Annotated in this window: 27 protein-coding genes and 1 other annotated feature; of the genes, 14 read left to right on the forward strand and 13 right to left on the reverse strand. The window is 48.0% G+C overall.

What is annotated here, in order from left to right:
• The first annotated feature begins 56 nt into the window (after window positions 1-56).
• From KNO61_RS14210 to KNO61_RS14220, 3 genes are all read left to right on the forward strand, one after another.
• Window positions 57-569 (forward strand): type 1 glutamine amidotransferase domain-containing protein, encoded by a 513-nt coding sequence (locus tag KNO61_RS14210; protein WP_015880479.1) that lies wholly within the window; start codon window positions 57-59, stop codon window positions 567-569.
• A gap of 165 nt (window positions 570-734) precedes the next feature.
• On the forward strand, window positions 735-1,805 hold the full coding sequence (locus KNO61_RS14215) for an MFS transporter (RefSeq protein WP_214873657.1): 1,071 nt from the start codon (window positions 735-737) through the stop codon (window positions 1,803-1,805).
• A 115-nt stretch (window positions 1,806-1,920) separates the two neighbouring features.
• Window positions 1,921-2,754 carry an undecaprenyl-diphosphate phosphatase gene (locus tag KNO61_RS14220; RefSeq protein ID WP_214685121.1) on the forward strand — a complete coding sequence of 278 codons (834 nt, stop codon included), beginning with the start codon at window positions 1,921-1,923 and terminating at the stop codon, window positions 2,752-2,754.
• Window positions 2,755-2,916: 162 nt separating this feature from the next.
• Here the strand turns inward: KNO61_RS14220 and bshB2 are convergent, their stop codons facing one another.
• The 3 genes from bshB2 to pdxK are packed head-to-tail and all read right to left on the reverse strand — an operon-like array spanning window position 2,917 to window position 4,815.
• Window positions 2,917-3,567, reverse strand: coding sequence for a bacillithiol biosynthesis deacetylase BshB2 (gene bshB2 / locus KNO61_RS14225; protein ID WP_078146120.1), 651 nt, complete (start codon window positions 3,565-3,567; stop codon window positions 2,917-2,919).
• Window positions 3,564-3,935: a YojF family protein gene (locus tag KNO61_RS14230; protein ID WP_074034952.1), complete on the reverse strand. Its 372-nt coding sequence runs from the start codon at window positions 3,933-3,935 to the stop codon at window positions 3,564-3,566. Before KNO61_RS14230 ends, bshB2 begins: the two co-directional genes overlap by 4 nt.
• A 55-nt stretch (window positions 3,936-3,990) precedes the next feature.
• Window positions 3,991-4,815 (reverse strand): pyridoxine/pyridoxal/pyridoxamine kinase, encoded by an 825-nt coding sequence (gene pdxK, locus KNO61_RS14235; RefSeq protein ID WP_015880484.1) that lies wholly within the window; start codon window positions 4,813-4,815, stop codon window positions 3,991-3,993.
• Between the two features lie 186 nt (window positions 4,816-5,001).
• Between pdxK and cbpA the strand changes: the two genes are divergently transcribed.
• The gene (gene cbpA / locus KNO61_RS14240) at window positions 5,002-5,637 is read left to right on the forward strand and encodes a cyclic di-AMP binding protein CbpA (RefSeq protein ID WP_214685123.1); all 636 of its coding nucleotides are present in this window, start codon (window positions 5,002-5,004) and stop codon (window positions 5,635-5,637) included.
• A 12-nt stretch (window positions 5,638-5,649) separates the two neighbouring features.
• Here cbpA and KNO61_RS14245 read toward each other — a convergent pair whose 3' ends face one another.
• The 3 genes from KNO61_RS14245 to KNO61_RS14255 form a co-directional block, all read right to left on the reverse strand.
• Entirely contained in the window at window positions 5,650-6,195 is a 546-nt protein-coding gene (locus tag KNO61_RS14245) for a GNAT family N-acetyltransferase (RefSeq protein WP_214873708.1), read from the reverse strand.
• A 57-nt stretch (window positions 6,196-6,252) separates the two neighbouring features.
• Window positions 6,253-7,137, reverse strand: coding sequence for a diacylglycerol/lipid kinase family protein (locus tag KNO61_RS14250; RefSeq protein ID WP_214873659.1), 885 nt, complete (start codon window positions 7,135-7,137; stop codon window positions 6,253-6,255).
• Between the two features lie 134 nt (window positions 7,138-7,271).
• Window positions 7,272-7,646, reverse strand: coding sequence for a hypothetical protein (locus KNO61_RS14255; RefSeq protein ID WP_078146123.1), 375 nt, complete (start codon window positions 7,644-7,646; stop codon window positions 7,272-7,274).
• Window positions 7,647-7,805: 159 nt separating this feature from the next.
• Here KNO61_RS14255 and KNO61_RS14260 point away from each other — a divergent pair, with 159 nt between their 5' ends.
• The 4 genes from KNO61_RS14260 (at window position 7,806) to KNO61_RS14275 (ending at window position 11,693) form a co-directional block, all read left to right on the forward strand.
• Complete coding sequence (locus KNO61_RS14260; RefSeq protein WP_047795835.1) at window positions 7,806-8,237, forward strand: MarR family winged helix-turn-helix transcriptional regulator; 432 nt, start codon at window positions 7,806-7,808, stop codon at window positions 8,235-8,237.
• A gap of 119 nt (window positions 8,238-8,356) precedes the next feature.
• Window positions 8,357-8,992, forward strand: coding sequence for an FMN-dependent NADH-azoreductase (locus KNO61_RS14265; protein WP_078146124.1), 636 nt, complete (start codon window positions 8,357-8,359; stop codon window positions 8,990-8,992).
• An 80-nt stretch (window positions 8,993-9,072) separates the two neighbouring features.
• Entirely contained in the window at window positions 9,073-9,750 is a 678-nt protein-coding gene (locus KNO61_RS14270) for a uracil-DNA glycosylase (RefSeq protein WP_031424398.1), read from the forward strand.
• Between the two features lie 143 nt (window positions 9,751-9,893).
• Window positions 9,894-10,088: a binding site (T-box leader), on the forward strand.
• 45 nt (window positions 10,089-10,133) lie between these two features.
• Window positions 10,134-11,693 (forward strand): aromatic amino acid hydroxylase, encoded by a 1,560-nt coding sequence (locus KNO61_RS14275; protein ID WP_078146125.1) that lies wholly within the window; start codon window positions 10,134-10,136, stop codon window positions 11,691-11,693.
• A gap of 49 nt (window positions 11,694-11,742) precedes the next feature.
• Here the strand turns inward: KNO61_RS14275 and KNO61_RS14280 are convergent, their stop codons facing one another.
• Both KNO61_RS14280 and KNO61_RS14285 read right to left on the reverse strand, forming a co-directional pair.
• Entirely contained in the window at window positions 11,743-12,741 is a 999-nt protein-coding gene (locus tag KNO61_RS14280; protein ID WP_078146126.1) for an alpha/beta hydrolase, read from the reverse strand.
• 33 nt (window positions 12,742-12,774) lie between these two features.
• Entirely contained in the window at window positions 12,775-13,593 is an 819-nt protein-coding gene (locus tag KNO61_RS14285) for a Cof-type HAD-IIB family hydrolase (protein ID WP_214873662.1), read from the reverse strand.
• A 129-nt stretch (window positions 13,594-13,722) separates the two neighbouring features.
• On the opposite strand from KNO61_RS14285, the gene KNO61_RS14290 reads away from it, so the two are divergent.
• From KNO61_RS14290 to KNO61_RS14305, 4 genes are all read left to right on the forward strand, one after another.
• Window positions 13,723-14,415: a response regulator transcription factor gene (locus KNO61_RS14290; RefSeq protein WP_015880495.1), complete on the forward strand. Its 693-nt coding sequence runs from the start codon at window positions 13,723-13,725 to the stop codon at window positions 14,413-14,415.
• Window positions 14,412-15,791, forward strand: a complete 1,380-nt coding sequence (locus KNO61_RS14295) for a sensor histidine kinase (protein WP_015880496.1) — start codon at window positions 14,412-14,414, stop codon at window positions 15,789-15,791. Before KNO61_RS14290 ends, KNO61_RS14295 begins: the two co-directional genes overlap by 4 nt.
• A 64-nt stretch (window positions 15,792-15,855) precedes the next feature.
• Complete coding sequence (locus KNO61_RS14300; protein WP_214873664.1) at window positions 15,856-16,221, forward strand: DUF1499 domain-containing protein; 366 nt, start codon at window positions 15,856-15,858, stop codon at window positions 16,219-16,221.
• Window positions 16,218-17,642 carry a dihydrolipoyl dehydrogenase family protein gene (locus KNO61_RS14305; RefSeq protein WP_031424403.1) on the forward strand — a complete coding sequence of 475 codons (1,425 nt, stop codon included), beginning with the start codon at window positions 16,218-16,220 and terminating at the stop codon, window positions 17,640-17,642. The genes KNO61_RS14300 and KNO61_RS14305 overlap by 4 nt, the downstream gene beginning before the upstream one ends.
• Window positions 17,643-17,675: 33 nt before the next feature.
• Here KNO61_RS14305 and KNO61_RS14310 read toward each other — a convergent pair whose 3' ends face one another.
• The 3 genes from KNO61_RS14310 to KNO61_RS14320 all read right to left on the reverse strand — a co-directional run bounded on the left by KNO61_RS14310 (window position 17,676) and on the right by KNO61_RS14320 (window position 19,553).
• Window positions 17,676-18,455 (reverse strand): flagellar motor protein MotB, encoded by a 780-nt coding sequence (locus KNO61_RS14310; protein ID WP_214873666.1) that lies wholly within the window; start codon window positions 18,453-18,455, stop codon window positions 17,676-17,678.
• Window positions 18,433-19,215, reverse strand: a complete 783-nt coding sequence (motA, locus tag KNO61_RS14315) for a flagellar motor stator protein MotA (protein WP_015880500.1) — start codon at window positions 19,213-19,215, stop codon at window positions 18,433-18,435. Before motA ends, KNO61_RS14310 begins: the two co-directional genes overlap by 23 nt.
• 86 nt (window positions 19,216-19,301) lie before the next feature.
• Window positions 19,302-19,553, reverse strand: coding sequence for a hypothetical protein (locus tag KNO61_RS14320; RefSeq protein ID WP_230235447.1), 252 nt, complete (start codon window positions 19,551-19,553; stop codon window positions 19,302-19,304).
• Between the two features lie 140 nt (window positions 19,554-19,693).
• Between KNO61_RS14320 and KNO61_RS14325 the strand changes: the two genes are divergently transcribed.
• Both KNO61_RS14325 and KNO61_RS14330 read left to right on the forward strand, forming a co-directional pair.
• The gene (locus KNO61_RS14325) at window positions 19,694-21,073 is read left to right on the forward strand and encodes a TrkH family potassium uptake protein (protein ID WP_078146130.1); all 1,380 of its coding nucleotides are present in this window, start codon (window positions 19,694-19,696) and stop codon (window positions 21,071-21,073) included.
• A 149-nt stretch (window positions 21,074-21,222) separates the two neighbouring features.
• Window positions 21,223-21,507, forward strand: a complete 285-nt coding sequence (locus tag KNO61_RS14330; protein ID WP_214873668.1) for a hypothetical protein — start codon at window positions 21,223-21,225, stop codon at window positions 21,505-21,507.
• A 69-nt stretch (window positions 21,508-21,576) separates the two neighbouring features.
• Here KNO61_RS14330 and KNO61_RS14335 read toward each other — a convergent pair whose 3' ends face one another.
• Both KNO61_RS14335 and KNO61_RS14340 read right to left on the reverse strand, forming a co-directional pair.
• Window positions 21,577-22,647, reverse strand: coding sequence for an SDR family oxidoreductase (locus KNO61_RS14335; RefSeq protein WP_214873671.1), 1,071 nt, complete (start codon window positions 22,645-22,647; stop codon window positions 21,577-21,579).
• The gene (locus tag KNO61_RS14340; protein ID WP_214813615.1) at window positions 22,644-24,818 is read right to left on the reverse strand and encodes a PAS domain-containing sensor histidine kinase; all 2,175 of its coding nucleotides are present in this window, start codon (window positions 24,816-24,818) and stop codon (window positions 22,644-22,646) included. Before KNO61_RS14340 ends, KNO61_RS14335 begins: the two co-directional genes overlap by 4 nt.
• Between the last annotated feature and the right edge of the window lie 70 nt (window positions 24,819-24,888).

Genomic DNA, 24,888 nt, shown 5'->3' on the forward strand with positions numbered 1-24,888 from the left:
CATGCCTGTGGAACAGTCCCTATGTGCATAAAACAAACAAAGGGAGTGTTTAGGATATGGCAAAAGTAGCAACGCTCATTACGGATATGTTTGAAGATGTAGAATTCACGGGTCCCCGTGACGCATTGGTGGATGCGGGACATGATGTCGTGACGATCGAGAAGAAAGCGGGTAATACGGTAGAAGGGAAACAAGGGGAGGCGAAAGTGAACATCGACCAATCGATTGACGATGTATCGCCAGAAGATTTTGATGCCCTTCTCTTGCCGGGCGGATTCTCACCTGACTTGTTGCGTGAGGACGAGCGTTTCGTCTCGTTCGCCAAAGCCTTCATGGATGCGAAAAAGCCTGTCTTTGCCATCTGTCACGGACCACAGCTGTTGATTACGGCGAAGACGTTAGAAGGTCGTGACGCGACCGGCTACAAATCGATCAAAGTCGACATGGAGTATGCCGGAGCGAAATATGCGGACAAAGAAGTAGTCGTCTGCCAAAACCAGCTCGTGACGAGCCGTCAGCCGGATGATATTCCAGCATTCAATCGCGAGATGCTCAACTTATTGAAATAACACGTCGACCACGAGATTCGTCTCGTGGTTTTTTTGTGTATTCGGGAATAGACAAGTAAGGAGGAGATTTAAATGAAAAAACGAGCACGTTCACCGAGTTAAGTTCGTCGAAACATTGTTTGGTTAGGGTGGATTCGTTGGTTTGAAGGGCTGATTCCCGCATACGTGATTGAACGGTTGTTTTGGGAATCGCGAGGCATCACCATTCAAGAAGTCGTCTACTTGGAGATGATCTATGCGCTCATCATCGTCTTGTTCGAGGTGCCGACCGGCGTGTGGGCGGACCGAACGACACGGCGTCGGCTGATTCAGGCAGGTGTAGCCTTGGAGTGGTTATCGTTTTGGATCTTGTTATACTCGTTTACCTTCAGCGGATTTTTTGTCGCCATCAGCTGTTCGGCCGTTGGGTCGGTCATTCGAAGTGGGGCGGAGAATGCGCTGCTATACGAGTCCTTACAAGAAAGTCATGAAGCGTCGTCGTTCGAACGGGTTCTTGGAAAACTGAACGCGATTGGGATTATGGCCGCTGTGACGGCGGCATGGAGTGGCAGTATGTTGGCTCAGTACCTTCCATTGGAGTGGAACTACAGACTTTCCATTCTCAGTTTATTGATGGCGACCGTGTGTAGCTTATTTCTCGTTGAACCCGTTCATGGCGAAGGAGAAGACCGATTGACGTGGCGGCACTTGTTGAAAGGATTTCAATTTGTGTGGTCGCACACATCCATTCGTAACGTCACCATCGGATTTTTGGCAGCCGTGTCCGCATTCAATTTCATCGATGAGTTCTGGCAACTGTATGCACGTGATGTATCCATCCCAATCTATTGGTTCGGTGCCATTTCAAGCGTCCTGCTTTTGATTCAGTTACCTGGTCAACTTTTTGCGGGGACGCTTATACGATTTGCGTCATCCAAGCGTTGGTTAAACGGGTTCGGTTGGTTAATGAGCGGTGGATTTCTCATCGTCGGGTTTTTCCCGAGTCCGATTGGAATCGGTGTGATGGGACTCCTAGCTCTATTGTATGGTGCGATGGAGCCACTCTATTTTGGGCTCTTGCATCATCAGGTGCCTTCCGATATCCGAGCGACGACCGAATCATCTGTCTCGATGCTATGGCATCTCGGTATCCTTGTGTTGGGGCTGGTCTTTATTGTAGGAACGACAGTGTCGCTATTTTTGGCGTTCATCTTAATCGGGCTTGTCGTTTGGTTCGTTCATGCGACTATCCGTTAATCTTTACAGACATGGGTCATAAGCCATGTCTGTTTTTACGTCTTAAGACGGACGAAAGATTGTGTCGAGAAGTGTATGATGAGAACAATCTTGATGAATCAATAGGAGAAACAATGTGGAATGGTATGAATTATTTGTAGGATTTTTATTAGGTGTCGTCGAGGGATTGACGGAATTTGCCCCGGTCTCGTCGACCGGTCATATGATTCTCGTGGATGGTCTCTGGTTGAATTCGAGTCAGTTTTTAGGGCAGGAAGTAGCGAACACGTTTAAAATCGTCATTCAATTAGGGTCGATTTTAGCGGTCGTGGTCGTCTTTCGGGACCGGTTCAAAACGTTACTGAATCCGAAGTCTTTGCTCACTCTAAGGCAAAGCGGAACCACACGCCAATTCAATCTCGTACATATTTTGATCGGATTGCTGCCTGCTGGCGTCCTCGGTGTACTGTTTGAGGACTACATCGATACACATCTCTTCTCGGTCAAGACGGTGTTGATTGGGTTAGTCGTCGGTGCGTTCTTTATGATTGCCGCAGATTTATCCGGTGTGAAGCGTCAGACGACCGCTACGCTCGATGACATCACGTATAAGCAAGCACTTGGTGTCGGCTTGATTCAATGTTTTTCGCTATGGCCAGGGTTCTCACGGTCCGGTTCAACGATTTCTGGAGGGGTTCTCCTCGGAATGAGTCACCGGGCAGCGGCAGATTTTACGTTCATCATGGCGGTACCAATCATGTTTGGAGCGAGTGCATTGTCACTCTATAGCAAGTGGACGTATTTCACGCTCGATACGTTACCCGTGTTTGTCGTCGGTTTCGTCAGCGCGTTTTTGTTCGCACTTCTTTCGATTAAATTCTTTTTGAAGTTGATCAACAAAGTGAAATTGATGCCGTTTGCGATTTATCGAATCGTATTGGCTGTTGTGATTTACGTACTTTACTTCTGAAAAAAACACGTGCGAATGGCACGTGTTTGAAACCAATGAATGGAATTGTTCGTACAGTCTAGAAGAGGTGAAAACATGGGACAAATCGTTGTAGTATTCGGAACGTTAATCGGTCTTGGGACCGTTGGGGCATTGCTTTATATGACCCGTCTAGCCTATGAATCATGAGAACGGATAATGATAGAAGCGCTCACGTTGGAGTAACTCCATGACGTGGGCGTTTTCTGCGTTATCGATCGCACGAAGCAGACCTTCCGTCTGAGACCGGTGGGCAAACAGGGCATCTTTCTTTTGTTCGCTCTCTTCCGTTACATCGACGATGACGTGAGGTTGTCCGAGTTCGTCTTCTGTGCGGCGGTCAAAGGCGACACCTAAGAACTCAGGGCGCGTCTCGCCAATCTCTTGAAGCGCACGTACGACGGCACGGGCTGTCGCTTCATGGTCCGGGTGGACGGCATATCCTGGATAGAATGAGATGACGGTTTCCGGCTTCACTTCGTCAATCAATGCGCGGAAGCGACCAGCGAGCTCGGCCTCGTCCTCAAATTCGACGGTCTTGTCACGAAGACCCCACATGCGCAGGTCCTCGATGCCCATCATGCGACATGCTTCTTCGAGTTCATGTTTTCGAATTTTCGGCAGTTCTTCACGTGTCGTAAAAATCGGGGAACCCATGTTGCGTCCCATTTCACCGAGCGTCAAGCAGACGTATGTGACGGGTAGTCCTCTTTGACGATGTTGGATAATCGTTCCGGCCGAGCTGAACGCCTCATCGTCCGGGTGTGGGAATATGACGAGTAACGGTCCATTCATTGATTCTCCACCTCCGATGCGCCTTGTGGGAGTGGCTTGATATCGATGTGCAGCGCACATGCGAGACGACCGAGACGATCGTGACCGGCGAGTAACAACTGTTCTTCGTGCATTTCATAGTCGGTCAATCCCTCGACATAGAGCCAACCGTGATCGAGTTTTAAACCGACACGATAGGGACCATTTCCTTTAATTTGACCGATGCTGTATTCGATTTTGGCATTACGGATAAACATCCCGGCGTTATGAAAGTCCGGGTCATTATGTGTCGCGTAGGCACCGTTCGTCGTCTCGACATGGACGAAAAGTGGTGTCGCGACGTGATTGTCTAAATAGTGCTGAATGTGATCAGGTTGAATCGCTTTCACGTCTGTCCCTCCAATGGAAAGGATGACCCGAAACACGTAGTTCCGGGTCATCTGTTTACGATTGTGTTGCTACTTTTTTACGGTATCCGGTATGGTTCGTCGGTCCAACGTATTGGTTGAGACGGAATGAATGACGAACAGCTTCTGTGATGAATTCTTTTCCGATTTCAATCGCTTCTTCGACCGTATGACCGTTTGCGAGTGAGGCCGCGATGGCAGACGAGAACGTACATCCGCCGCCGTGTGTGAACGCAGGCTCGATTTTTTCACTTTCGAGAAGGCGGAATTCGTTTCCATCGTACAAGACGTCGAATGCGGTATCAAATCCGAGTTTGCCACCGACTTTGACGATGACAATCTCTGCGCCGAGTTCGTGGATTAAACGAGCGGCTTCTTTGATTTCGTCCATCGTTGCAGGTGTTTTATCGAGGCCAGCGAGCATACGCGCCTCGAATAAGTTCGGTGTGATAATTTTTGCGACTGGAACGAGGTGTTGACGCATCGCGACCGCGACGTTCGGATCAAGAATCTCATCCGCACCTTTACATGCCATGACTGGGTCGACGACGGCATTCTGGATGCCGTATTCTTTGATTTTACGTGCGGCGAGTTCGATGATTTCAGGTGTCGGAAGCATACCTGTCTTCACGGCATCGACGCCGATTCCGGCGAGCACCGTATCGATTTGCTTCTCAATCAAGGTCGTGTCGATTGGAAAGACTTCGTGATTCCATGCGTTATGTGGGTCTTGTGCCACGATGACCGTCAAGGCTGTCATACCATACACACCGAGTTCTTCCATCGTTTTGAGGTCGGCTTGGATTCCCGCGCCACCACTTGTGTCAGAACCGGCAATCGTCAATGCTTTTTTCATCGTCATAATCGTCCATCCCCTTTGTCTGTTTGGATAGTTTCACTATAACGACTTTTTTGAATTCCGACAAATGCAAGGATTATGAGACGTGTTCATAACTTTTCAGAAAAAGTATGCAGGATGTTCATCATATTTGGGGAATAATAATGAATAGGGTGTAGACCACTTTATTATTGACTGGGAGGAAAACGCATGTTAGTGCATAGCTTATGTATCCCGAAGAAAGATGTTGTCACCATCAGTGAAAAGGCAACATTGCGGGAAGCGCTTCATACGCTTGAAGAAACAGGATACCGTTGTGTACCTGTTTTAGACGAGACGGGGAATTTTTTCCGCGGTAACATTTACAAGATGCATATTTATCGTCATGGAATGAACGGGGAAAACATGGACGATAATGTGATGACACTCATCAAGAATACACAAAAGTACGTCCATGAGTCAGATGGATTCTTTGAAGTATTTTTCTCAATCAAAGAGTTGCCGTACATTGCTGTATTGAAAGATGAAAGCAATGAATTCTATGGCATTCTTCCCCACGGCAAGATGCTCGGGATGCTCGAAGAAGCATGGAGTCGCGACACGGGTAGTTACGTCTTGACAATCGCCTTGAGCGAACAGGCAGGGGCACTTGAGAAGATCACGAAAATCGTGAACAAATATACATCAATCGCGAGCTTGATGACGCTCGATGCGAAAAGTAAAGTCTTGCGTCGGGTACTCGTGACACTACCACCGGACTGTGAAGAAGACATGAAAAACAAGGTTGTCTCGAAACTTGAACAAAAAGGCTTCCGGATCGTCGAAGTCGAGAACTTAAAGAACTAAGTCAAAACCCTTTCACTTGGCGTGAAAGGGTTTTTCGTCGAGTCGTTTTTCCATCCGAATATCGGACCAAAATTGACCGTCCCAGTAGGTGAAGTGCTCGATCCGGCCGATTTCTTGATATCCACATTTCGTATAGAGACGATGGGCCGCATGGTTGAAAGCGAATACGCCAAGTTCCATACGAGGTGTTTGTTTGGCTCGCAATTGCTCTTCTAACAAACGAAGAGCTTCTGTGCCAACGCCTTTTCCGCGACCTACAGATTCGCCGATGACGAAACCGAGCCAAGCTGTACCGGGTTCTTGTCGATATAAATGAGGCGGGTCATACATGACGTTCATTTCTCCGACGAGATGGTCATCTGCGTAGATGAGGAAGATATCGTGCGTTAAGAGTCGTTCTTCTAAATCGTCAACCGTCATCTCATAATGGGCGGTCAATTCTTCTTCGGAGCGGCTCGGTCGAATAAGGTGTACGATCTCAGGATCGTTATTCCAACGATTGAATGTATCGACGATGTCGCCGGATGCAGTTTTTAATGGAACAAGCGAGATGTTGATAGGTCATTCTCCTTTCTCGCTTGAACACATTCGATTCAATCGTCAAAACTCCTGCTCTTAGACCGGCTTTAATACGTTTAAATGGCTCGGCAATACTTCAAAAGTAAGTGGGAGCGTGCCCCCTGTGTCCCCGTCAGCATTTACAGGAAGCGCCTCGGGTGAGGTCACCTTAACCCGTTTCGTACAAAACGAGGTGACGCTATCTGTTTCCTTCAACTTTCCTGTGAAGAGGGCGGGTGTTAATTGAAGTGCGTCCTTTAACCCGAGTTCTTCAAAGATATAGACATGAAGAAGCCCATCATTCAGCCGCGCGTCTGGTTCGAAGTTTTCAAATCCTCCGACCGAGTTCGTCAAGGCGATGACGACGAGATAAGCCTCGCCATCAAACTCCCCGTCTTTACTGTCAAGCGCCAACTCATAAGGACTATGTTCACGGAACGCTTTTACACCCTCAATCAAGTAAGCGAACGGTCCCCATTTCGTCTTCTCTTCCACACTTACTTCGTCGACAGCTTCGGCAATGAGCCCGATGGCGATGACGTTCATGAAATAACCGTTCTCATACGTTCCGATATCCATCGGTGTCGGTTCAGCGTCGCGGAGAGCCTCGATTGCTTGTTTAGGGTCACTTGGGACACCGAGTGCACGGGCGAGGTCGTTGACCGTCCCAAGTGGAATGATGCCGAAGTCAGGTCGATGAGTAGCCTCGGCTAGACCGGTCACCGCTTCGTTCAAGGTTCCGTCCCCACCCATCGCAATGACGGCCTGATAGTGCTTTTCTGCCGCTTCACGTGCGAAGTTCGTCGCATCCTGTTCCTTTTCAGTGAAGCGGACATCGACGTGTCCATATCGTTCGCGCAACACCTCTTCGGCATGTGTTGCGTGTTGTTCCCCCAACTCTTTCCCTGAGGATGGATTGACGATTAACATGACTGTGTCCATTCCAACATGTCTCCTTTTCAACTCGAATACTGTCCTTTATTCCCGTCAAAGAAAGCAGATACTCCTAAAAAATCCCCATGTCGATTAGCTATCTCGCTCTAATCTTCAAGGGGATGCGTTGGGCATTCGATTGTTTAATAATGACGGAATGCGGACATATCTAAATGACTTGCTTCCGACTCGTCCACGGCAAGTTCGATGCGCAAATGTTCATTGAACGGGGAGACGAGAGCCCCCATACAGGCGACCGGTTCATGATCGGGGACCGGTGATTTACGTTTCGTTTTGACGAATAAATAGTCCGATCGTTTCAACGTCAATAAGAAACGTTCCACGGCATGCGGTTCACGGGTCACGTTTGGCCAAGGTAAATGATTGAATAATAAAAAGACCGCGCCTTCTTTTTCGAGCGCATAGTCCGGTGCGATGCCTTCCCGATTCAACAAATCGATGACAGCATGCAAAAACTCCCGTCTAATCGTCAATGAAATTTCGTAATACTCACGCATACGGTCCACCCTTTCTTAAAATCACAATACTACCATTCTAAACGTTTCCGACATGGGCGACAATGAAGAAGTTCCTTGACGAAGTATTTTTCCCGGCTTATACTGCATAAGTCCTGCTATACTAGTGATATACGATGAACGAATTGAGGTGAAACCGACATGATTGAATCCCTTGAATTGAAGGCGTGGGTTGTTCTTGCGCGTACGATGGATGCCATCAGTGATCGTGTGAAAGAAGATTTACGACGCCACCAGTTAAATTCAACAGAGTTCGGTGTTTTATCCGTACTGTATAAACGAGGAGACACCCCGTTGCAACAAATTGGGGATCAGATTTTGATTACGAGCGGTAGCGTGACATATGTGATCGATAAGTTGGAGAAGCGAGGGCTGATTGAACGAATCGCCTGCCCGTCTGACCGACGTGTCACATATGCTTCATTGACAGACGATGGAAAGGCGCTCATGGACGTCGTCTATCCGCAACATATTGAAATCTTCAAAGATATATATGGACCGTTAAGTGATGAAGAGACGGAACAATTGATTTCGTTATTGAAACGAGTCGGTTATAACGCAGCGGGCAAATAAAGCCCGTTGCTTTTTTATTCAATATCTTGAAATTAAAATAATTGACGATGAGATATACAGATGATATAGTTCTAACTGTTATTGAAAAATTAGAGATTACACAAATGGAGGATTACACGATGACTAAAGTATTATATGTATCGGCTAACCCGAAACCAACTGAACTTTCATACAGCAAACAAGTGGCAGAAACATTCGTTTCGACACTCCAAGCAGAAAATCCATCAATCGAAGTGGAAGCAATCGAACTCTACGATGTTGATGTTCAAGAAATCGACGGAGATGTGCTCAGTGCATGGGGCAAATTCGCTTCAGGCGAAGCGCTCACTGATGTAGAAGCGAAAAAGGTAGGCACAATGAGCGGCATGCTTGAGAAATTCATGGAAGCGGACCTTTACGTGTTCGCGACTCCAATGTGGAACTTCTTCTTCCCAGCACGTATGAAAATGTTCCTCGATAGCGTGCTCATGGCAGGTAAAACGTTCCGTTACACGGAGCAAGGTCCTGTCGGCTTGCTTGAAAACAAACAAGCGATCCACATCCAAGGGACAGGCGGAATCTACACAGGAACTGACCTTAACTTCGCAGACGCATACCTTCGCCAAGCGCTCGCGTTCGTCGGTGTATCTGAAGTAACGACGGTAGCGGTTGAAGGGATGAACCAATACCCAGACAAAATCGAAGAAATCGTTGCGGACGCGAAAGCGAAAGCTGAAGCACTTGCGAAAGAAGTTGCAGGCGCAGTAACGGTATAACCTAGAGAGACGAGTCGACTGACTCGTCTTTTTGTATGCAATCATTTTGGGTATGATACAAAGGGAAAGGGGAGTATGCAATGGCAGATCAGTTATCGAGTCGATTACTTGGAGATTGGACGGATATTATCCAAGAAGAGATGAAACAACCTTACTTTCAACAACTAAAGCAATTCGTTGACCAAGCGTATGAAGAAACGATCGTTTACCCGACCCGAGAAGATATTTGGAACGCATTTATTTACACGAAATTCAGTGAGGTGAAGTGCGTCATTTTAGGACAAGATCCGTATCACGGACCGAACCAAGCGCATGGACTCAGTTTTTCGGTGCAGGACGGAGTACGTTTCCCGCCGTCTTTACGAAACATTTTTCAAGAACTAAAAGATGACGTTGGGTGTGATCTCCCGAAGAGTGGCAACCTCGAGAAATGGGCGAAACAAGGCGTCCTGCTCTTAAATACGGCACTGACGGTTGAAGCGGGGAAGGCGGGCTCTCACCGTGGAAAAGGGTGGGAACAGTTCACTGACTCTATCATTGAGCGGCTTGGGAGTCGTGAGGAACCGATTGTATTCATCTTGTGGGGAAATGATGCGAAGAAGAAAATGAAATGGATTGGAGACCAACATAAAGTGCTTACGTCCGTTCATCCAAGTCCTTTGTCGTCCCATCGTGGATTCTTCGGCTCTAAGCCATTCTCTCAAGTGAACGATGCATTGAAGGAGTGGGGAAAACCCCCAATTGAATGGTGTTTATGACAGTCTACGAAAATTCGTAGGCTGTTTTTTGTTGACGCGTCGAAAAACCTTTGGTACAGTAACTAACAAGACGTCACTTTAGTGCTTAAAAGCATATATGCATAACAGCATAACTGCAGAAAAGATAAAGAATTGGATATGTAAGAAAAGCGAAGAAAGAACCGAAGTAGAGACATCTTCCCTGGCCCAGAGAGCGTGTGGTGCTGCGAACACGCCCAAAAGATGAATCGAATTACAGTTCCTGAGCTCTCATCATTGAGCGGTCCCCCGTTATCGGATCAAGCGGCTAGATATTTTTCTAGCAACCAGGGTGGTACCGCGGCTTTGTCGTCCCTATCGATTCAATCGATAGGGATTTTTTTGATTTCAAAGGAGGACTTCACATGTTGACACAATCGATTCCAAAACACCTAGCCCCACATATTTCACCGCAGTTCTACAATGAATACACACCAACGGATCACGCCGTTTGGCGTTTCGTGTTGCGGTTGAACTTGCACACGTTAGAAGGGAAGGCGCATCCGTTTTACATCGAAGGATTGAAACGGACGGGAATGGGGCCGGATCGATTGCCGAACGTCGAACAGATGACGGATGAGATGCAGGCGGCAGGATGGTCGACGGTCGCAGTGGATGGACTCATCCCCGGCGTTGCCTTTTTTGACTTCCAAGGAAACGGGATGCTCCCGGTCGCGACAGACATTCGGAAAGTCGAGAATATTTTATACAGTCCAGCCCCTGACATCATTCACGAGGCGGCGGGACATGCGCCAATGTTGATGGACCCGACGTTTTCGGCAATCGTCAAACGCTTCGGTCAATTAGGGGCCAAGGCGTTCATGAACCGAGAAGAACATGCCTCGTTCGCCGCATTGAAACGCTTGACGATTGTGAAGGAGAATGCGAATTCGACTGAACAGGACATCGAGGCGGCGGAGAAAGCCGTACATGAGGCGAAAGCGCAAGTGACTGGCTTTTCTGAAGCACAACAGGTCGCGCGTATCTTTTGGTGGACCGTTGAATTCGGATTGATTGGTGACCTCGACAACCCGATGATTTACGGGGCAGGCCTCTTATCATCGGTAGGAGAGAGCCGTCACTGTCTGACAGATGCGGTCGTCAAACATCCATTCGACTTGGAGCACGCGCTACAGACGAAGCAAGACGTGACAAACATGCAAAAAGAGCTATTCGTTATTCCAAACTTTGAGACGCTCTCTTCTGTCTTAGATGAACTAGAGGGAAGAATGGCGATTCGAAAAGGTGGGATTGAATCTGTGGCGAAAGCGTTGGCATCGGGAAGTCAATCGACGATTCGACTTGAAGATGGATCAGAACGTGTCGGCATCGTTCGTCACATGACGGAGTCGAAAGAACATACGCTCATTCAATGGGATGAATGTACCATTGTAAAAAATGGTCAGTTAACGAAACGAGAGCGTCATGGACTCCTCGTTGTCCATGACACGGAATCAGCGCTGGGTCGCGATGACCTCTTTGAGGACGGGACGACTGTTCGTCACGCATGTGCATCTGATTTACTCAAGGATGTGACCGTTCAGTTAGAAGGACGAACGATTCCTCTCGACTCACTTGAGGTACGTGTCGACTCACTTCCATCAGTTTTCCCGGGAACCACGGTAGACGAGTTGATGATGATTGAAAAACCGGTGATCATTGAACGGGATGAGCGTGTATGGACAAACGATGATCCGATGTTCAATCGCATTCATCTCATGCGTGAGCGGGGAGAATCAATCGACGGTCTCATCCCAGAGATCTTAACGCACCACCCTGACGCCTGGTTATTACACATCGAGTGTCTGGAACTGGTGAAGGATGAAGGACTGAAACAGACATTGATTGAACGTCTTGAAGCGTTGCGTCAGACTTCCCCATCCCGAAATGAATTGATTGGTCGCGCGTTCGACCTATTGCGCTAACGAAAAGAGGCGACGTTTTCCATAGTAGGAGAACGTCGCCTCTTGTGCGTTATACAGATTGATTTGTCGTTTCACGTAAGAACGTAATCAAACGACGATACGTGGAATTGGCCGCTGGGCGGTCCATTTCGAAGTAATAATTATGTCCGAGCTCGTGCTCATTCCGATCATAAAAGACAGTCGTGACATCCGTCCGTCCTGAAAGAATCGTCGCAAATTCTTTGGCCTGTTCCTCAAAGGAATGGTCATTCCCGTCCGCGATAAACGTTGGGGCGAATGTAGCCGGTACATTGACGAGTGGCGATGCTTCAGCAACGACCGGGAGAGTCTCCCAATTGTACGTGCCGAAGTATGCCCATCCGATTCGTTTGAACAAGAAGCGGTTCACCGATTTCGATGATTCGAGCCATGTGCGCTTCAAGTCGAGCGGTGCAGACAAGAGGACGGTACCGAGGATAGAGGATTTTGGTACGACTTGTCCCACTTCAGCAGAAGGTGAATAGTCGTCATTCAACTGGACGCCGACAAACTGTGCAACGAGCTGTCCACCATTCGAATCACCTGCAAAGAAGACGCGGTCCAAATCGAGTCGGAAGCGGTCATTGTTCTCAGCAATGAACGAGTACGCCTCTTCGATTTGTTTGAGCGGGGTCGGATACATCACGTCAGGTGCGAGTGCGTAATTGATACTGACGACGTTATAGCCATTACTCGCAATCGAAGTGGCATATTTTAACACATCCGATTTATCCCCACCGACGAACGACCCACCATGCACCCAAAAGATTGTTGGGACAGGTTTTCGGTCGCCTTCATAGCGAATCAAATCAAACGTTCCGTTGTCATAAGAAGACAAGTAGTCGATGTCTTTTCGGACAGACGTCTTTTGAACGACTTCCTCGAATCCCTTCATCTCCACTTCGTTCCCCCCTGCGAACGAAGTTTTGATTAAACGTGTGGCTGGTTTAGGTGAAAGGAACACATAAGCCGCTCCTGCGACCGCAGTTCCAATCAATCCGACTCCAGCTCGTTTCAACCCTTTATTCATCTTCCTTCCTCCCATTCTACAATCAGAAGCTTATTACGTGAGGAGTACGTCCGCCATGTACGTTTCGATGACATGAGCGATTCCGTCTTCGTTGTTTGATTTTGTGATGAAGTCCGCTTTCCCTTTGACCGTCGTGTTAGCATTTCCCATCGCGACACCGAGGCCGGCCCATTCAATCATCGTCAAATCATTGTTTCCGTCACCGCAAGCGATGACTTCTTTTTGTGCGATGCCGAGTTGATCTGCAAGGAAGGCGAGACTCGTTCCTTTTGTGACACCTGCTTCCGTAAACTCAAGGAAGAACGGTTTTGAACGGGCCACAGCCAATTTTCCAGCCAATTCTGTTTGTAGCTTTGTTTCGATCGGAGCGAGTGTGTCGCCATCTGCAAGCATCAAACATTTGACGACCGGGGCTGTCACGGCATCTTTAAAGTTGTCGACATGAATGACCGGCATTCCCGTCAATTCACCTTCGATATCCGTATAAGGGTTCGGGCGATCGGTTACGATTTCGTTACCGACGTACGTATGAATCGCGATTCCTTCCCGTTCACTGATATCATGGAGATGGGCGACTGTATCCGGCTGGAGCGTGCTCGAAAAAATCTCCTCGTTCGTCGCACAATCGATGACTGAGGCACCGTTGAACGATAAGATGTAGCTTCCGTATTTCGCAAGTTCTAATTCACGGGCTACATCCCACATCGCAAACGTTGGTCGTCCGCTCGCGAGAACGACTTTATAGCCGCGCGCCTGTGCATCGAGAAGTGCTTCTTTTGTCTTAGGGGAAATCGTATGGTCGCTCGTGAGGAGCGTATCATCCATATCCAATACAATCATCTTGTAACTCATAGTAGTAGGGGGTCCTCCTTCAGAATCTAATGACTCCATCCTAAACCTTTTTAAGGTCAATTGACAACCTTGTCGCAAAAACGTAACTATAATGTAGAGAAGTGAACTCTAGAAGAGGTGGAAATCGATATGAATCGAATTTTAGTAGCTGAGGATGAACATGCGATTCGCAGCTTCATTATTGTCAATTTAAAACGAGCCGGATTCGACGTCTTTGAGGCGACGAACGGTCGAGAAGCGGTCACCGCATTTGACCGTGAACCGTTCGATGTCGTCCTATTGGATGTCATGATGCCGGAAATGGACGGATTCGAAGCATGTGCTGCCATTCGTGATCTTGACGAAAATGTAGGGATCATCATGTTGACGGCACGGACGCTCGAAGAAGATAAAATTGAAGGGCTCGGTAAAGGTGCAGACGACTACATCGCCAAACCGTTCAGTCCAGGTGAATTAGTGGCGCGCATCCAAGCGTTGTTGCGCCGTGTCGAAAAAGTGAAACGAAAAGATTCGAAACGCTTGAAGTCGGGACCGTTCGCAATCGACCTCGCCGCAAAACAAGTGACGAAGTATGGACAGTCGATCGATTTGACGCCGACGGAGTATGACTTGATCTGTCATCTCGTCCAAAACGAAGAAATCGTCTTGTCACGTGATGCGCTACTCGATGCGGTATGGGGCGTCAACTATTTCGGTGACCGAAAGACAGTCGACGTCAACATTCGTCGCTTGCGTCAAAAAATTGAAGATGACCCGAGTCATCCGGTCTACATCGAGACGTTGTGGGGTCACGGATATAAATGGCGGAGACATGAGGCATGAAACAACAGTTAGTCATTCGCATGATGATTGTCGTGACGATCGTCTTGCTCTTACTCGTCAGCGTTTTGTCTTACGGGACGTATCGCTACTATTACGAGTATGAGTCAGAAGCGTTACTGAGTCATGCGACCACGAGTGCATATCTATACCCTCAAGCCCAAGTAGGGTTTGAGACGCCGAGTGCCTTTTCCGTCCTCGTCCGGACATTCGGATATCCTGGAACTGATTTGACGATTGTCGACCGGAGCGGTTCGATTGTCAAAACGACGGGACAACGAACAAGGCAGGCCTCATTCTCTCAAGAACAGTTACAGCAATTGTCGCAAGGAGAGTCCGTCGTGCAGGACTATGACGTCGGGGATGAACATTACTTGTCAGTCACGAGTCCCATTATGACGAACGATACGTCCGAGTTTGCCATCAGTTTCACGCGACCGCTTGAAGATTTAGACACGCTCATTCGCGAAATTTGGATGACGGTCGTCATGATTGGTGTCTTGATCTGGTTGCTCGCCCTATACACCGTCATCCGGATTGCCGATCGCTTCGTCAGACCGATTCGTCACATCATCGAGGCGGCGGATGAGATGGCTCAGGGCGACTTCGATGTATCCGTTGAGTCAAATGAGAAACATGAGCTTGGAGCCTTGGCTCGAACGCTCACGTATTTAGGCGCGAAAGTCCAGCAGCATCAGTCGACACGTAACGAATTCCTCTCGAGCGTGTCGCACGAACTCAGGACACCACTCACATCGATTAAGGGATGGACCGAGACGATTCGGGGTGGTGATGAGAAACTGTCTGAAGAGACAGAGCTCGGTTTAAGCATCATCCATTCGGAGACAGAGCGCATGATCGGTCTCGTCGAACAGCTTCTTGACTATACAAAAATTGAAGAGAGTCGGTTGGTCTTGTATCGCCAAGAACTGGACCTGGTCTCTTTGTTACGTCAAGTGACACTGCAATTAAAACAGTCACTTGAAGACAAAGGCATCACACTCATCGAACGCTATCCTCAAAAATCGGTTGGACTATTTGATGAGAATCGTTTGAAACAAGTGTTTTTAAACATTCTCGAGAACGCGATTCGTTTCTCGCCAGACGGAGGAACGTTGACCATCCGCTTCGTACAATCGGAACGTGTCGCCTTTATCTCCATTATCGATGAAGGTCCCGGCATTTCACGAGAGCATTTGCAGCGCATCACCGAGATGTTCTATCAGGCTCATGTCACAGAAGGTAGTAGCGGGCTTGGGCTTGCGATTTCAAAAGAATTGATCGAAGCGCATGAAGGCAAACTCGTCATCGAGAGCGAGGTCGGACACGGGACGACAGTGACCGTCTTATTGCCGCTCGACCCGAGTGAACTACATTAATAGGATTAAACCTCCCGAATTCAGGCTACATATAGATGTATGTAGACTGAGGGAGGTTTTTATAATGGCCAATCAATCTTTGAAGCCGTTAAAAGGAAGTCCGAATGCTGTTTCAACCCAAACTTCAATTGAAGAATTGCGGATGGACCCACTGCCGTATGCGGGCAGCCGCGGGCAATCGATCGAAGCCATGAAGATGGCGATGAATCAGTTGCCGCGGGCTGAATTGGTGAAGGAAACAGATGAAGGACTTCATTATGTAGTGACTTCGAAAGTGATGCGATTTAAAGATGATATCGATTTTCTATTTGATGACGCTACTCAACAAGTTGAGTTTCGATCTGCGTCCCGTGTCGGCTATTCAGACTTTGGCGTGAATCGAAAACGAATGGAAGATGTGAGCGAACGATACCGGAGGTTGATTCGATGAAGGACTATCAGTTGATTGTCATCGGTGGCGGTGCTGCCGGGATGACAGTGGCCGCAGGGGCTGCGAATTTAGGCGCGAAAGTCGCGCTTGTTGAAAAGAACAAACATTTAGGTGGTGACTGTCTGCATGTCGGATGTGTGCCATCGAAAGCGTTGATTGCTGCTTCAAAAGAAGCGAATGCGATGATGCGCGCGGCCCGAGTTCTCGGAACCGAGTTCAATGGACAAGAGCATTATCAAATGTCAAAAGCGCGTGTCGACAAAGCACGTGCCATTATTCAAGACCATGACGGAACAGAACGTTTTGAAAAGATTGGCGTCGACGTCTATATCGGAGAAGCCTCGTTCCAAAGTCCGCACGAATTAAAAGTAGGGAACGAGTTATTGATCGGGAAAAAATTTGTCATCTCGACGGGGTCGAAACCGACAGTTCCTCCGATTGATGGACTCGATCAAGTCCCATACTTAACGAACGAAACGGTCTTTGAAGAAGAGACGCTCCCGGAGAGCCTGATTGTCATCGGCGCCGGAACGGTCGGACTTGAATTGGCTCAGTCCTTTGTCCGACTCGGCTCACAAGTGACCGTGCTCGAGGCACAGGATGATTTCCTACCTAAAGAAGACGAGGACGTCGCCACCTATTTGAAATCTCAACTCGAGATGGCGATGCGCCTAAAAATCGGCGTAAAGGTCAATCGAGTCGATGAAGTCGATGGCCGCATTCGTGTCACGACAGAGGTGAACGGCGAAACGGTCGAATATGAAGCGGACAAACTGCTGATGGCGACAGGTCGCGTTCCCCGAATCGATGCGCTCCGTCTCGACCGGGCGAACGTTCAGGTGACGAAAGGGTATATCGATGTCTCGTCGTCATATCGGACGTCACAATCTCATATCTTTGCCATTGGCGATACGATCAAGACGCTCCCATTCACACATGCCGCTGGAGAAGAAGGGAAAGCGGTTGTCGCGAACGCGCTCTTTGGATTATGGAACAAGGTCGACTACAGCAAGCTCCCGTGGATCACATTCACAGACCCTGAGGTGTTCCATGTCGGGATGACAGAGAAAGAAGCGCGCGAGCGTTATGGCGACGACATTGAGACGTATGAAGCGAAACTGTCCGAAGTGGACCGCTTCATTGCTGAACGTCAAGAAGCAGGCTTTGTCAAAGTGATTACGAAGAAAAATGGAAAAATCATCGGAGCTCATGCAGTCGGTGAATCTGCGGGGGATTGGATGCAAATTGTCGTCTATGCGATGCAACGTGGCGACAAAATCGGGAAGCTGTCCCGTATGATTTACCCGTATCCGTCGCGAAGTGAGGCCGTGAAGAAAGTGACAGACCTTTACTGGCGGAAACGTTTGTTCGAAAGTCCGCTCACCGAACTTGCGAGACGCTACTTTAAATTAATGCAATAACACAAATCACCCACTCAAACGAGTGGGTGATTATTAGTTGGGTAAGGTGATGGTTTCAATCATCTTCGGTTCGCCTTCAGAAAGGTTGACGAGTGGTTTAATCAACACTTCAACGCGTCGGTTTTTAGAGCGACCTTCTTCTGTATCGTTCGTCGCGATCGGTTTAAACTCACCGTAACTCGCGAGTGTGAATTGGGCCGGGTTCAAGGCATCATTTGCCAAAAGACCACGCATGAACGCGGTCGCACGTGCCGAACTGAGTTCCCAGTTTGACGGGAAACGTGCCGTATTAATTGGAATGTTATCCGTATGACCGGAGACGACAATCTCTCGCTTGCCCGCCTTCTCTAAAATCTGACTGATGTTTTGTGCGACGGCACGAGCATCGGCATCGAGTGTCGCCTCTCCTAAGTTGAACAGGGCACGATCTTGAATCGTCAAGACGAGACCGCTTGAATTGATCGTCGCTTTGATTTGGCTTTCGAGACCATTCTTTTTAATGTATTTGTTTACATCTTCTTTTAATTCATCAAGTTGAGCCAATTCATACGTTCGTGGGTTGGCGGTCGTATTGGTCTTGTCTGTACGTTCGATGTCACTGTTTGAGGCAGTCGAAGCTTGAAAGACGCTGATGCCTCCGGAGAACACCTGGTTGAAAGACTGTGACATTTTCTCAAGCTTTGTCTGGTCGATGTTACTCGATGCGAATAGTACGATGAAAAGCGCGAGCAACAGGGTCAACAAATCGGCGTAAGGAATCAGCCAGCCTTCGGGAATGTGTTCTTCATGATCATGCTTCTTTTTGCGCTTCATAGTCAGCTCGCTCCTTTGGAGACAAATACACAGACAGTTTATCTTCTAGCGTTTTTGGAGATTCACCACTTTGAATCGATAAAATCCCTTCAATCATCATTTCCTTGATGATGACTTCACTCTTCGAATACTGCTTCAATTTATTGGCAAACGGGAACCAAAGCACATATCCGGTGAAAATCCCGAATAGTGTCGCGACGAAGGCCGCTGAAATGGCATGTCCGAGCTTTTCGATATCGGATAAGTCTTTCAAGGCAGCAATCAATCCGATAACGGCTCCGAGTACCCCGAGTGTTGGGGCATATGTCCCGGCCTGTGTGAAAATATCGGCGTTTGCTTTATGGCGCTGTTCCATATTCTCGATGTCGCGTGACATGACTTCCGCGATATATTCGGAAGGTTGACCGTCGATGACCATCATCATGCCTTGGCGTAAAAATGGTTCTTCGACTTGTTCGAGTGCCGTTTCAAGGGAGAGGAGTCCCTCTTTTCGGGCTTGTGTCGACAAGTCGACGAATTGCGTGAGCAATCCAGACTTGCTTGGTAGTTCTTGTTTTTTGAACAAGATTTTAAATAGTTTTGGAACGTTCTGAAGTTGTTCCTTCGATACAGCGATACTGACGGCCGCGGCTGTACCGACGAAAATGATAACCATTGCGGCAGGGTTGATCAGCGGCGCAACACCTGCTCCTTTTAATAGCATTCCACCGACGAGGGTGAGGAACCCGAGTATGAGTCCGACTAACGTAACGACATCCATGTCTTTGTTTTCCACCTTTCCGAAATAAATCAGGACAAAAAAAGCGAGAGACGCCACTCGTCTCCCGCAACATGCGTTCCCGATGATTAAGCGCCGTTTTCATCAATCAACATTTGAATGCTGATATTTCGTTCTTCACGCTCTATATCGGTTAATACGTCGTATTTTTTTAACAATGCGTACAATTGATTCACGACTTCTTGCTCGAGTGACCAATTGAGTAACTCTTCTAGCTGAAAATAAAGGTGAGCGGGCATACATTGTGATTGACGCTCTAACCTTCGTGAGACATCCTCTATCGAATGATCTACCGTACTAGGGTCCACGGTTTCATTCAACCTCCTCAACATTCTTAAAGTCTATCTCCCATAATACCAAAAAATCGAAAAAAGCGTTAGAGATACATTTTCTTGTTGGCATTTAGAAAGGTGAAGAGTAACATGAGGCTTAGAATAATAGAAGTGAAGGAGATGTCGTGATGCGGCATAGACTGTCAGCGCGTGAGGTGCGCTTGAAGCGAATCGAGGTACTTTACCGAGTCGTATTTGAAAAACCTGCCCGTTTTATCGCGGGAGGATTTTTACTGGCGATTTTTATCGGGGGCACTCTTTTATATATGCCATTTGCGCAAGAAGAATCGGTTTCTTGGATTGATTGTTTATTTATCGCGACGTCTGCCGGAACGGTCACTGGACTGTCGACAGTCGACATCGGCTCCTCCTTCACCCTGTTTGGTGAATTGGTCATTGTCGCCCTCATTCAAATCGGGGGTCTCGGGTTTATGACGATCGCCTTGATGTTGCTCAGTGTATTAGGGAAGAAAATCGGATTAAAGCAGCGAATCTTGTTACAGGAATCACTGAATTTAGCGGGGCCGGGAGGAACGGTTCGTCTCGTACGGAACATCGTCTTCACGACGGTCATCGTGCAGTTCATCGGGATGTTGTTTTTGACGTTCGAGTTGTTCAGTACAGAGAACTATTCTTTTGGAAAGGCACTTTATTACGGTTTCTTCCATGCAGTGTCTGCCTTCAATAATGCGGGATTCGCATTATTCCCAGACAGTCTCATGTCATTTGAGCAGAACACAGCCATCATTGTGACCATCGCCATCATGATTATGATTGGAGGTCTTGGCTTCACGACGATTGCCGATACCACGGAAAAGAGAGGCTGGAAACGTCTCGCCCTCCATTCGAAAATCATGATTTTGTCACTCTTGGTCATCAATGGTGTCGCTTGGTTCGTCCTCATGATGTTTGAGTGGGTATCGAACGAAGGGGTATTGTACGGTCGATCCCTCGGTGAGGCGTTACACGTAACGTTCTTCCAAGCCGTGACGACACGGACGGCCGGCTTCAATTCCATTGATATCGCGACCATGGCACCAGCCTCAATCGGTTTGATATTGATTCTGATGTATATCGGGGCAGGGGCGGCTTCGACAGGGTCGGGGATCAAAGTGACGACGCTTGCCGTCATCTTTGCGGATATGTGGGCCTTCATCGCAGGGAAGAAAGAAACGGTCATCATGGAGCGGACGATTGATGCGTTTCAAATCAAAAAGGCGTACGTCGTAGCCATCTCAAGTTTCTTGTTCATTATGATAATCACGACACTCGTCATTTTATCGAATGGCCACATTCCGGCGACTGCCATTTTATTCGAAACGGTCTCGGCGTTTGGGACAGTAGGGTTGTCGCTCGGCATCACAGCGGAATTGAATGATGCAGGGAAGGGCTTGATCATGTTCATGATGCTTCTCGGACGTGTCGGGTCGTTGACCATTCTCTTTACCGTCGCACGTCAAGCCGACCGGAAGATTCGCTATCCGAAAGAGAAGATTTTGATTGGTTGAACGTGTGTTTTGGGCTGCATTCCTCATAGAGGGACTGCAGCCTTTTTAAGTGAACGTGGTCAGGAGGCGACATTTTTTGATGGCCTTCATCACATGCAACGATTGGTATATAATGGGTTGGGAAAGGAATGATTGAGGAGGCTTTTGACTTGTTATCTTGGCTTGGTATGACAAAAGGGGAGAAGACAGGACGCCCCTTCTTCGGGGACGTGTCGAAACGAGCGGTAACGCTTGTGTTACTCTCCTCGTTAATGTTGATGTCTGGTGTGAAGTTGCTATTGGTTTACTTGATTCCGACTGCGTATTTGGAGGATGACATCGTTGCGGTTCTCCCAGGTATCGTAGAGCTTCTCGTGGCGTTGGTCTATATCCTCGTCCTCGAACGTCTGCTTCACGATCAAGCGGTGTCTCGTAACGATGTGGATGAGATGTAAACACGTGTACGTTCGATCACAGCGTACACGTGTTCTTTTGGTTCCGATCATAGTTGAAGCCCTGACGAATCAGGGCTTTTTGTGTGCCATGAAATAATGGACAATCTCTGGGAGGTAATCCTGGAGGTCCGGACAAACGATGCCCGTTCCGTCGAGCGCCCGTATCGTTTGTGTCGTGTCATAGTGAAAGGGATGTTTAAAGTACTCCAATAGTTCGTGAGGAACCTCGAGCCGTTTGGCACCATTCCAAGCAGTGAATGCCGCGTCGGCAACGGCATGAGGAACGGTCCCGCGAGGAGAGCGCTGAAACATCGTCTCATGCAACATACGATACACCTCGCGTGCGCCGTGTGGGAACGGATCCGTCAAATGGAATGTCCGCTTTAGACCGTTTGGAGAATGCGCTAAGAAAGCGGTCGCTTCTACTACATAATCGTACGGAACGAGGTTTACCTCAACGTTCGCCCGCCCGATGTAAGGGAGTGGGCGCATCTGTTGGAGTTGTGTCATCAATTGTAAGACGAAATAGACACCGTCGAACTTTTTCGTTTCGCCCGTGCGACTATGTCCGATTACGATGCCAGGACGAATGATGGTGATGGGCATGCCTCCCATTTCTCGCGAAACGAGTGCCTCTGCTTCATATTTAGTCGCTTCATAATGATTTTTGAACTGGACTCGGTGCCATAATTCATTTTCATAGACCGTTCCACGACGACGTCCGGCGATATAGGCGGTACTAAAGTACACGTAACGCTTCAATTGTTTCGAGCGTTTGGCGAACGCGGTCACATGCTTGGTCCCGAGGATGTTGACGCGATAGCCGACGTCATACGAAATACTCAAGTCATATGCGGCAGCGAGGTGGAAGACGTAATGGACATCTCGTTCAATGACAGACCGCATGATCGGGTCGAGAATCACTTCGGGTAACGTGATGTCTGCTTCGACAAGGACGAGCTGATGTGGCGCAAGCGACGTCGTTGACAGTAGCGTATCTCGTAGCTCTTCTGCATCACGTTGTTGATTCGGAAGATGCAAGGCATAGATGACTCCGATTTGATGCGGTAACGAAGCGAGGTGTTCAATTAATTTTCCTGCTAAAAAACCAGGGAATCCGGTAAAGGCATAATTGTTCATGACGTTTCCTCCGCTAAGTCTAATGTGAATGTAAAAGTCGACCCTTTCCCGACTGTCGATTCCACTTCGATGCTCCCACCATGTGATTCGATAATTTCTTTACAAATCGACAACCCGAGACCGGTTCCACCAATTTTACGTGTATCCGAATTATCGACCCGATAAAACTTAGTAAACAACTTTTCAAAGGCGTGCTCGGGAATCCCGATTCCAAAATCACGAATGGAGACATGAGCTTGATCGTTGTCTTTTCGGACCCGCACTTCGATTTCCTGTCCATTCGGAGAATATTTGATTGCATTTGAAATCAAATTGACGAGAACTTGCTCGATGCGATCTCGGTCGGCAACGAGATACAAGTCATCATCCGCATGATCGAAATGAATGGTATGATCACTCGTTTCGCGGAAGCGTTCAATCACTTCTAAGACAAGTTCATTCAAAGCGAAATAATCTTGTTTATATTCTTGGTGACCATCTTCCATGCGTTGGATGTCCAAAAAGTCGTTGAGTAGGACGGTCAATCGTTTCGCTTCCCGCGACATCGTCTTCAAGAAGCGCTCTCGTTTTTCAGGCGTCAAATCTCGAGCGAGCATCAATTCAATATATCCCGATAATGAAGAAAGAGGAGTTCTTAGTTCATGTGAGACCGTGCTCACCAGTTCATTTTTAATCTGGTCCATCCGCTCTTCCTCGGTTCGGTTACGGAACACAAACAAGAATCCACTATCCATACCGATTTGTCGTTTTGTATCCATCGTCGTTCCATACATCTCATAGTATTCTTCATCTCGGTCGTTTGGCTGTGGGATGGAGAAACGCATCGATACTTCACGCGCTGTCCCATCGAGAAGTTGATCCATCTTTCGTAGCATCTCGCTCCTGTCACGAGGACGGAACGTGGAGAGGAGCGGGATACGCTCCTGAATTTTGTTTGGAGCAATCCCAGGTAAGTCCATGAGTCGTCTTGCGTGGACGTTCATGAACAAGACACTCCCGTTCGATTCGGTCAAAACGAACGCTTCATTCGATGCTTGTAAGATTGACTGGATGATATCGCGCTGACGGGCGATGGCATTTTTTTCACGTTCGAGCATACGCTCTACTTTTTTACGGTCGCTGATATCACGCATGACCGCGACTCGTAACGTTTGCCCTTGATACGTCACTTCTTTCGGATACACTTCTAGTTCTAAGAACGTTCCATCTTGCCGACGACCAATCACTTCGTATGGCGTTTGAATGTGATTGCGAATGCGTCGCAACACATCGGCCCGGTACCCTTCCGCGATAAACTCGATAGTCTGGCGTCCCATCATTTGCTCTGCAGGGATTTTAAAGATGGATTCCGCTGCCTTGTTCGCATCGAGAATCATCCCATCTTCATGGAACAGAACGGCTTCGATGACCGATTCGGCAAACATGCGATAACGCTGTTCCTTATAACGGAGCTCACGTTTCAACTCAATCTCGGAACTCACATCAAATACGAAGAAAAAGAAGCCGATGAGTTGCTCTTGCTCATAAACGGGATGCATGAACAATTTGCCGATGAAATGTGTCCGATCTTTACATTGAAATTTCCATTCCCGGTCTCCTTTGTCGAGTGCGAGGCGTAACATTTGTTCGAACGATAGCAACCGTTCCGTCTCGTCTTGATAAGCAGAGCGCTTTTCACTTAATTCTCTCGATTCAAATAAAGCGAACGGTGTCATTTCGTAGAGCACTTCATGGGGCGCATAGCCAAACAGTTCCGTGGCCCCCTGATTGAAACGAGTAATCAACAGATTCGCATCCGTCATGATCATCGCCATGTCGAGTTCGGTGTGCATCATCGCCTCAAAAGCGTTGTGTTGAATCGTCACGCGTGTATCATGGGGCAATGGCTCAATGGAGAGGATATATTGATTTTCCCACGGAATGGCGTGTACTCGCATCGTTGGCAGTTCATACATCCAAGGTAGTCCTTGTTCCATCCGACGAGACAATTCCATCGTAATCGGTGACTGATTGACCATATGGAAAAGGTTCGAACGTCTCTGTAGATTCTCAGGAAACTGCTCGAGAAACGGACGGTTTGCCTGAACGATTGTTCCATCTTTCTGTATTAACGCAACCCCGTAAGGTAATGCATGAAGTAACTCACTTTGGAGATTGGCATGATTCTCCATGAACAGTCATCCCTCCTTCGTGGTGTCAGACGAGCACATCTTCTATATCATTCGACAGATCCCCCTTTCA

It is taken from the genome of Exiguobacterium sp. s140 (assembly GCF_018617035.1).
In the GTDB taxonomy this organism is placed as follows: Bacteria; Bacillota; Bacilli; order Exiguobacteriales; family Exiguobacteriaceae; genus Exiguobacterium; species Exiguobacterium profundum.

Coding starts and splice junctions, on each gene's coding strand:
- KNO61_RS14210 (WP_015880479.1), top strand. CDS start 57: ATGGCAAAAGTAGCAACGCTCATTACGGATATGTTTGAAGATGTAGAA.
- bshB2 (WP_078146120.1), bottom strand. CDS start 3,567: ATGAATGGACCGTTACTCGTCATATTCCCACACCCGGACGATGAGGCG.
- pdxK (WP_015880484.1), bottom strand. CDS start 4,815: ATGACGATGAAAAAAGCATTGACGATTGCCGGTTCTGACACAAGTGGT.
- cbpA (WP_214685123.1), top strand. CDS start 5,002: ATGTTAGTGCATAGCTTATGTATCCCGAAGAAAGATGTTGTCACCATC.
- KNO61_RS14250 (WP_214873659.1), bottom strand. CDS start 7,137: ATGGACACAGTCATGTTAATCGTCAATCCATCCTCAGGGAAAGAGTTG.
- KNO61_RS14255 (WP_078146123.1), bottom strand. CDS start 7,646: ATGCGTGAGTATTACGAAATTTCATTGACGATTAGACGGGAGTTTTTG.
- KNO61_RS14260 (WP_047795835.1), top strand. CDS start 7,806: ATGATTGAATCCCTTGAATTGAAGGCGTGGGTTGTTCTTGCGCGTACG.
- KNO61_RS14265 (WP_078146124.1), top strand. CDS start 8,357: ATGACTAAAGTATTATATGTATCGGCTAACCCGAAACCAACTGAACTT.
- KNO61_RS14270 (WP_031424398.1), top strand. CDS start 9,073: ATGGCAGATCAGTTATCGAGTCGATTACTTGGAGATTGGACGGATATT.
- KNO61_RS14275 (WP_078146125.1), top strand. CDS start 10,134: ATGTTGACACAATCGATTCCAAAACACCTAGCCCCACATATTTCACCG.
- KNO61_RS14280 (WP_078146126.1), bottom strand. CDS start 12,741: ATGAATAAAGGGTTGAAACGAGCTGGAGTCGGATTGATTGGAACTGCG.
- KNO61_RS14285 (WP_214873662.1), bottom strand. CDS start 13,593: ATGAGTTACAAGATGATTGTATTGGATATGGATGATACGCTCCTCACG.
- KNO61_RS14290 (WP_015880495.1), top strand. CDS start 13,723: ATGAATCGAATTTTAGTAGCTGAGGATGAACATGCGATTCGCAGCTTC.
- KNO61_RS14295 (WP_015880496.1), top strand. CDS start 14,412: ATGAAACAACAGTTAGTCATTCGCATGATGATTGTCGTGACGATCGTC.
- KNO61_RS14300 (WP_214873664.1), top strand. CDS start 15,856: ATGGCCAATCAATCTTTGAAGCCGTTAAAAGGAAGTCCGAATGCTGTT.
- KNO61_RS14305 (WP_031424403.1), top strand. CDS start 16,218: ATGAAGGACTATCAGTTGATTGTCATCGGTGGCGGTGCTGCCGGGATG.
- KNO61_RS14310 (WP_214873666.1), bottom strand. CDS start 18,455: ATGAAGCGCAAAAAGAAGCATGATCATGAAGAACACATTCCCGAAGGC.
- motA (WP_015880500.1), bottom strand. CDS start 19,215: ATGGATGTCGTTACGTTAGTCGGACTCATACTCGGGTTCCTCACCCTC.
- KNO61_RS14325 (WP_078146130.1), top strand. CDS start 19,694: ATGCGGCATAGACTGTCAGCGCGTGAGGTGCGCTTGAAGCGAATCGAG.
- KNO61_RS14335 (WP_214873671.1), bottom strand. CDS start 22,647: ATGAACAATTATGCCTTTACCGGATTCCCTGGTTTTTTAGCAGGAAAA.
- KNO61_RS14340 (WP_214813615.1), bottom strand. CDS start 24,818: ATGGAGAATCATGCCAATCTCCAAAGTGAGTTACTTCATGCATTACCT.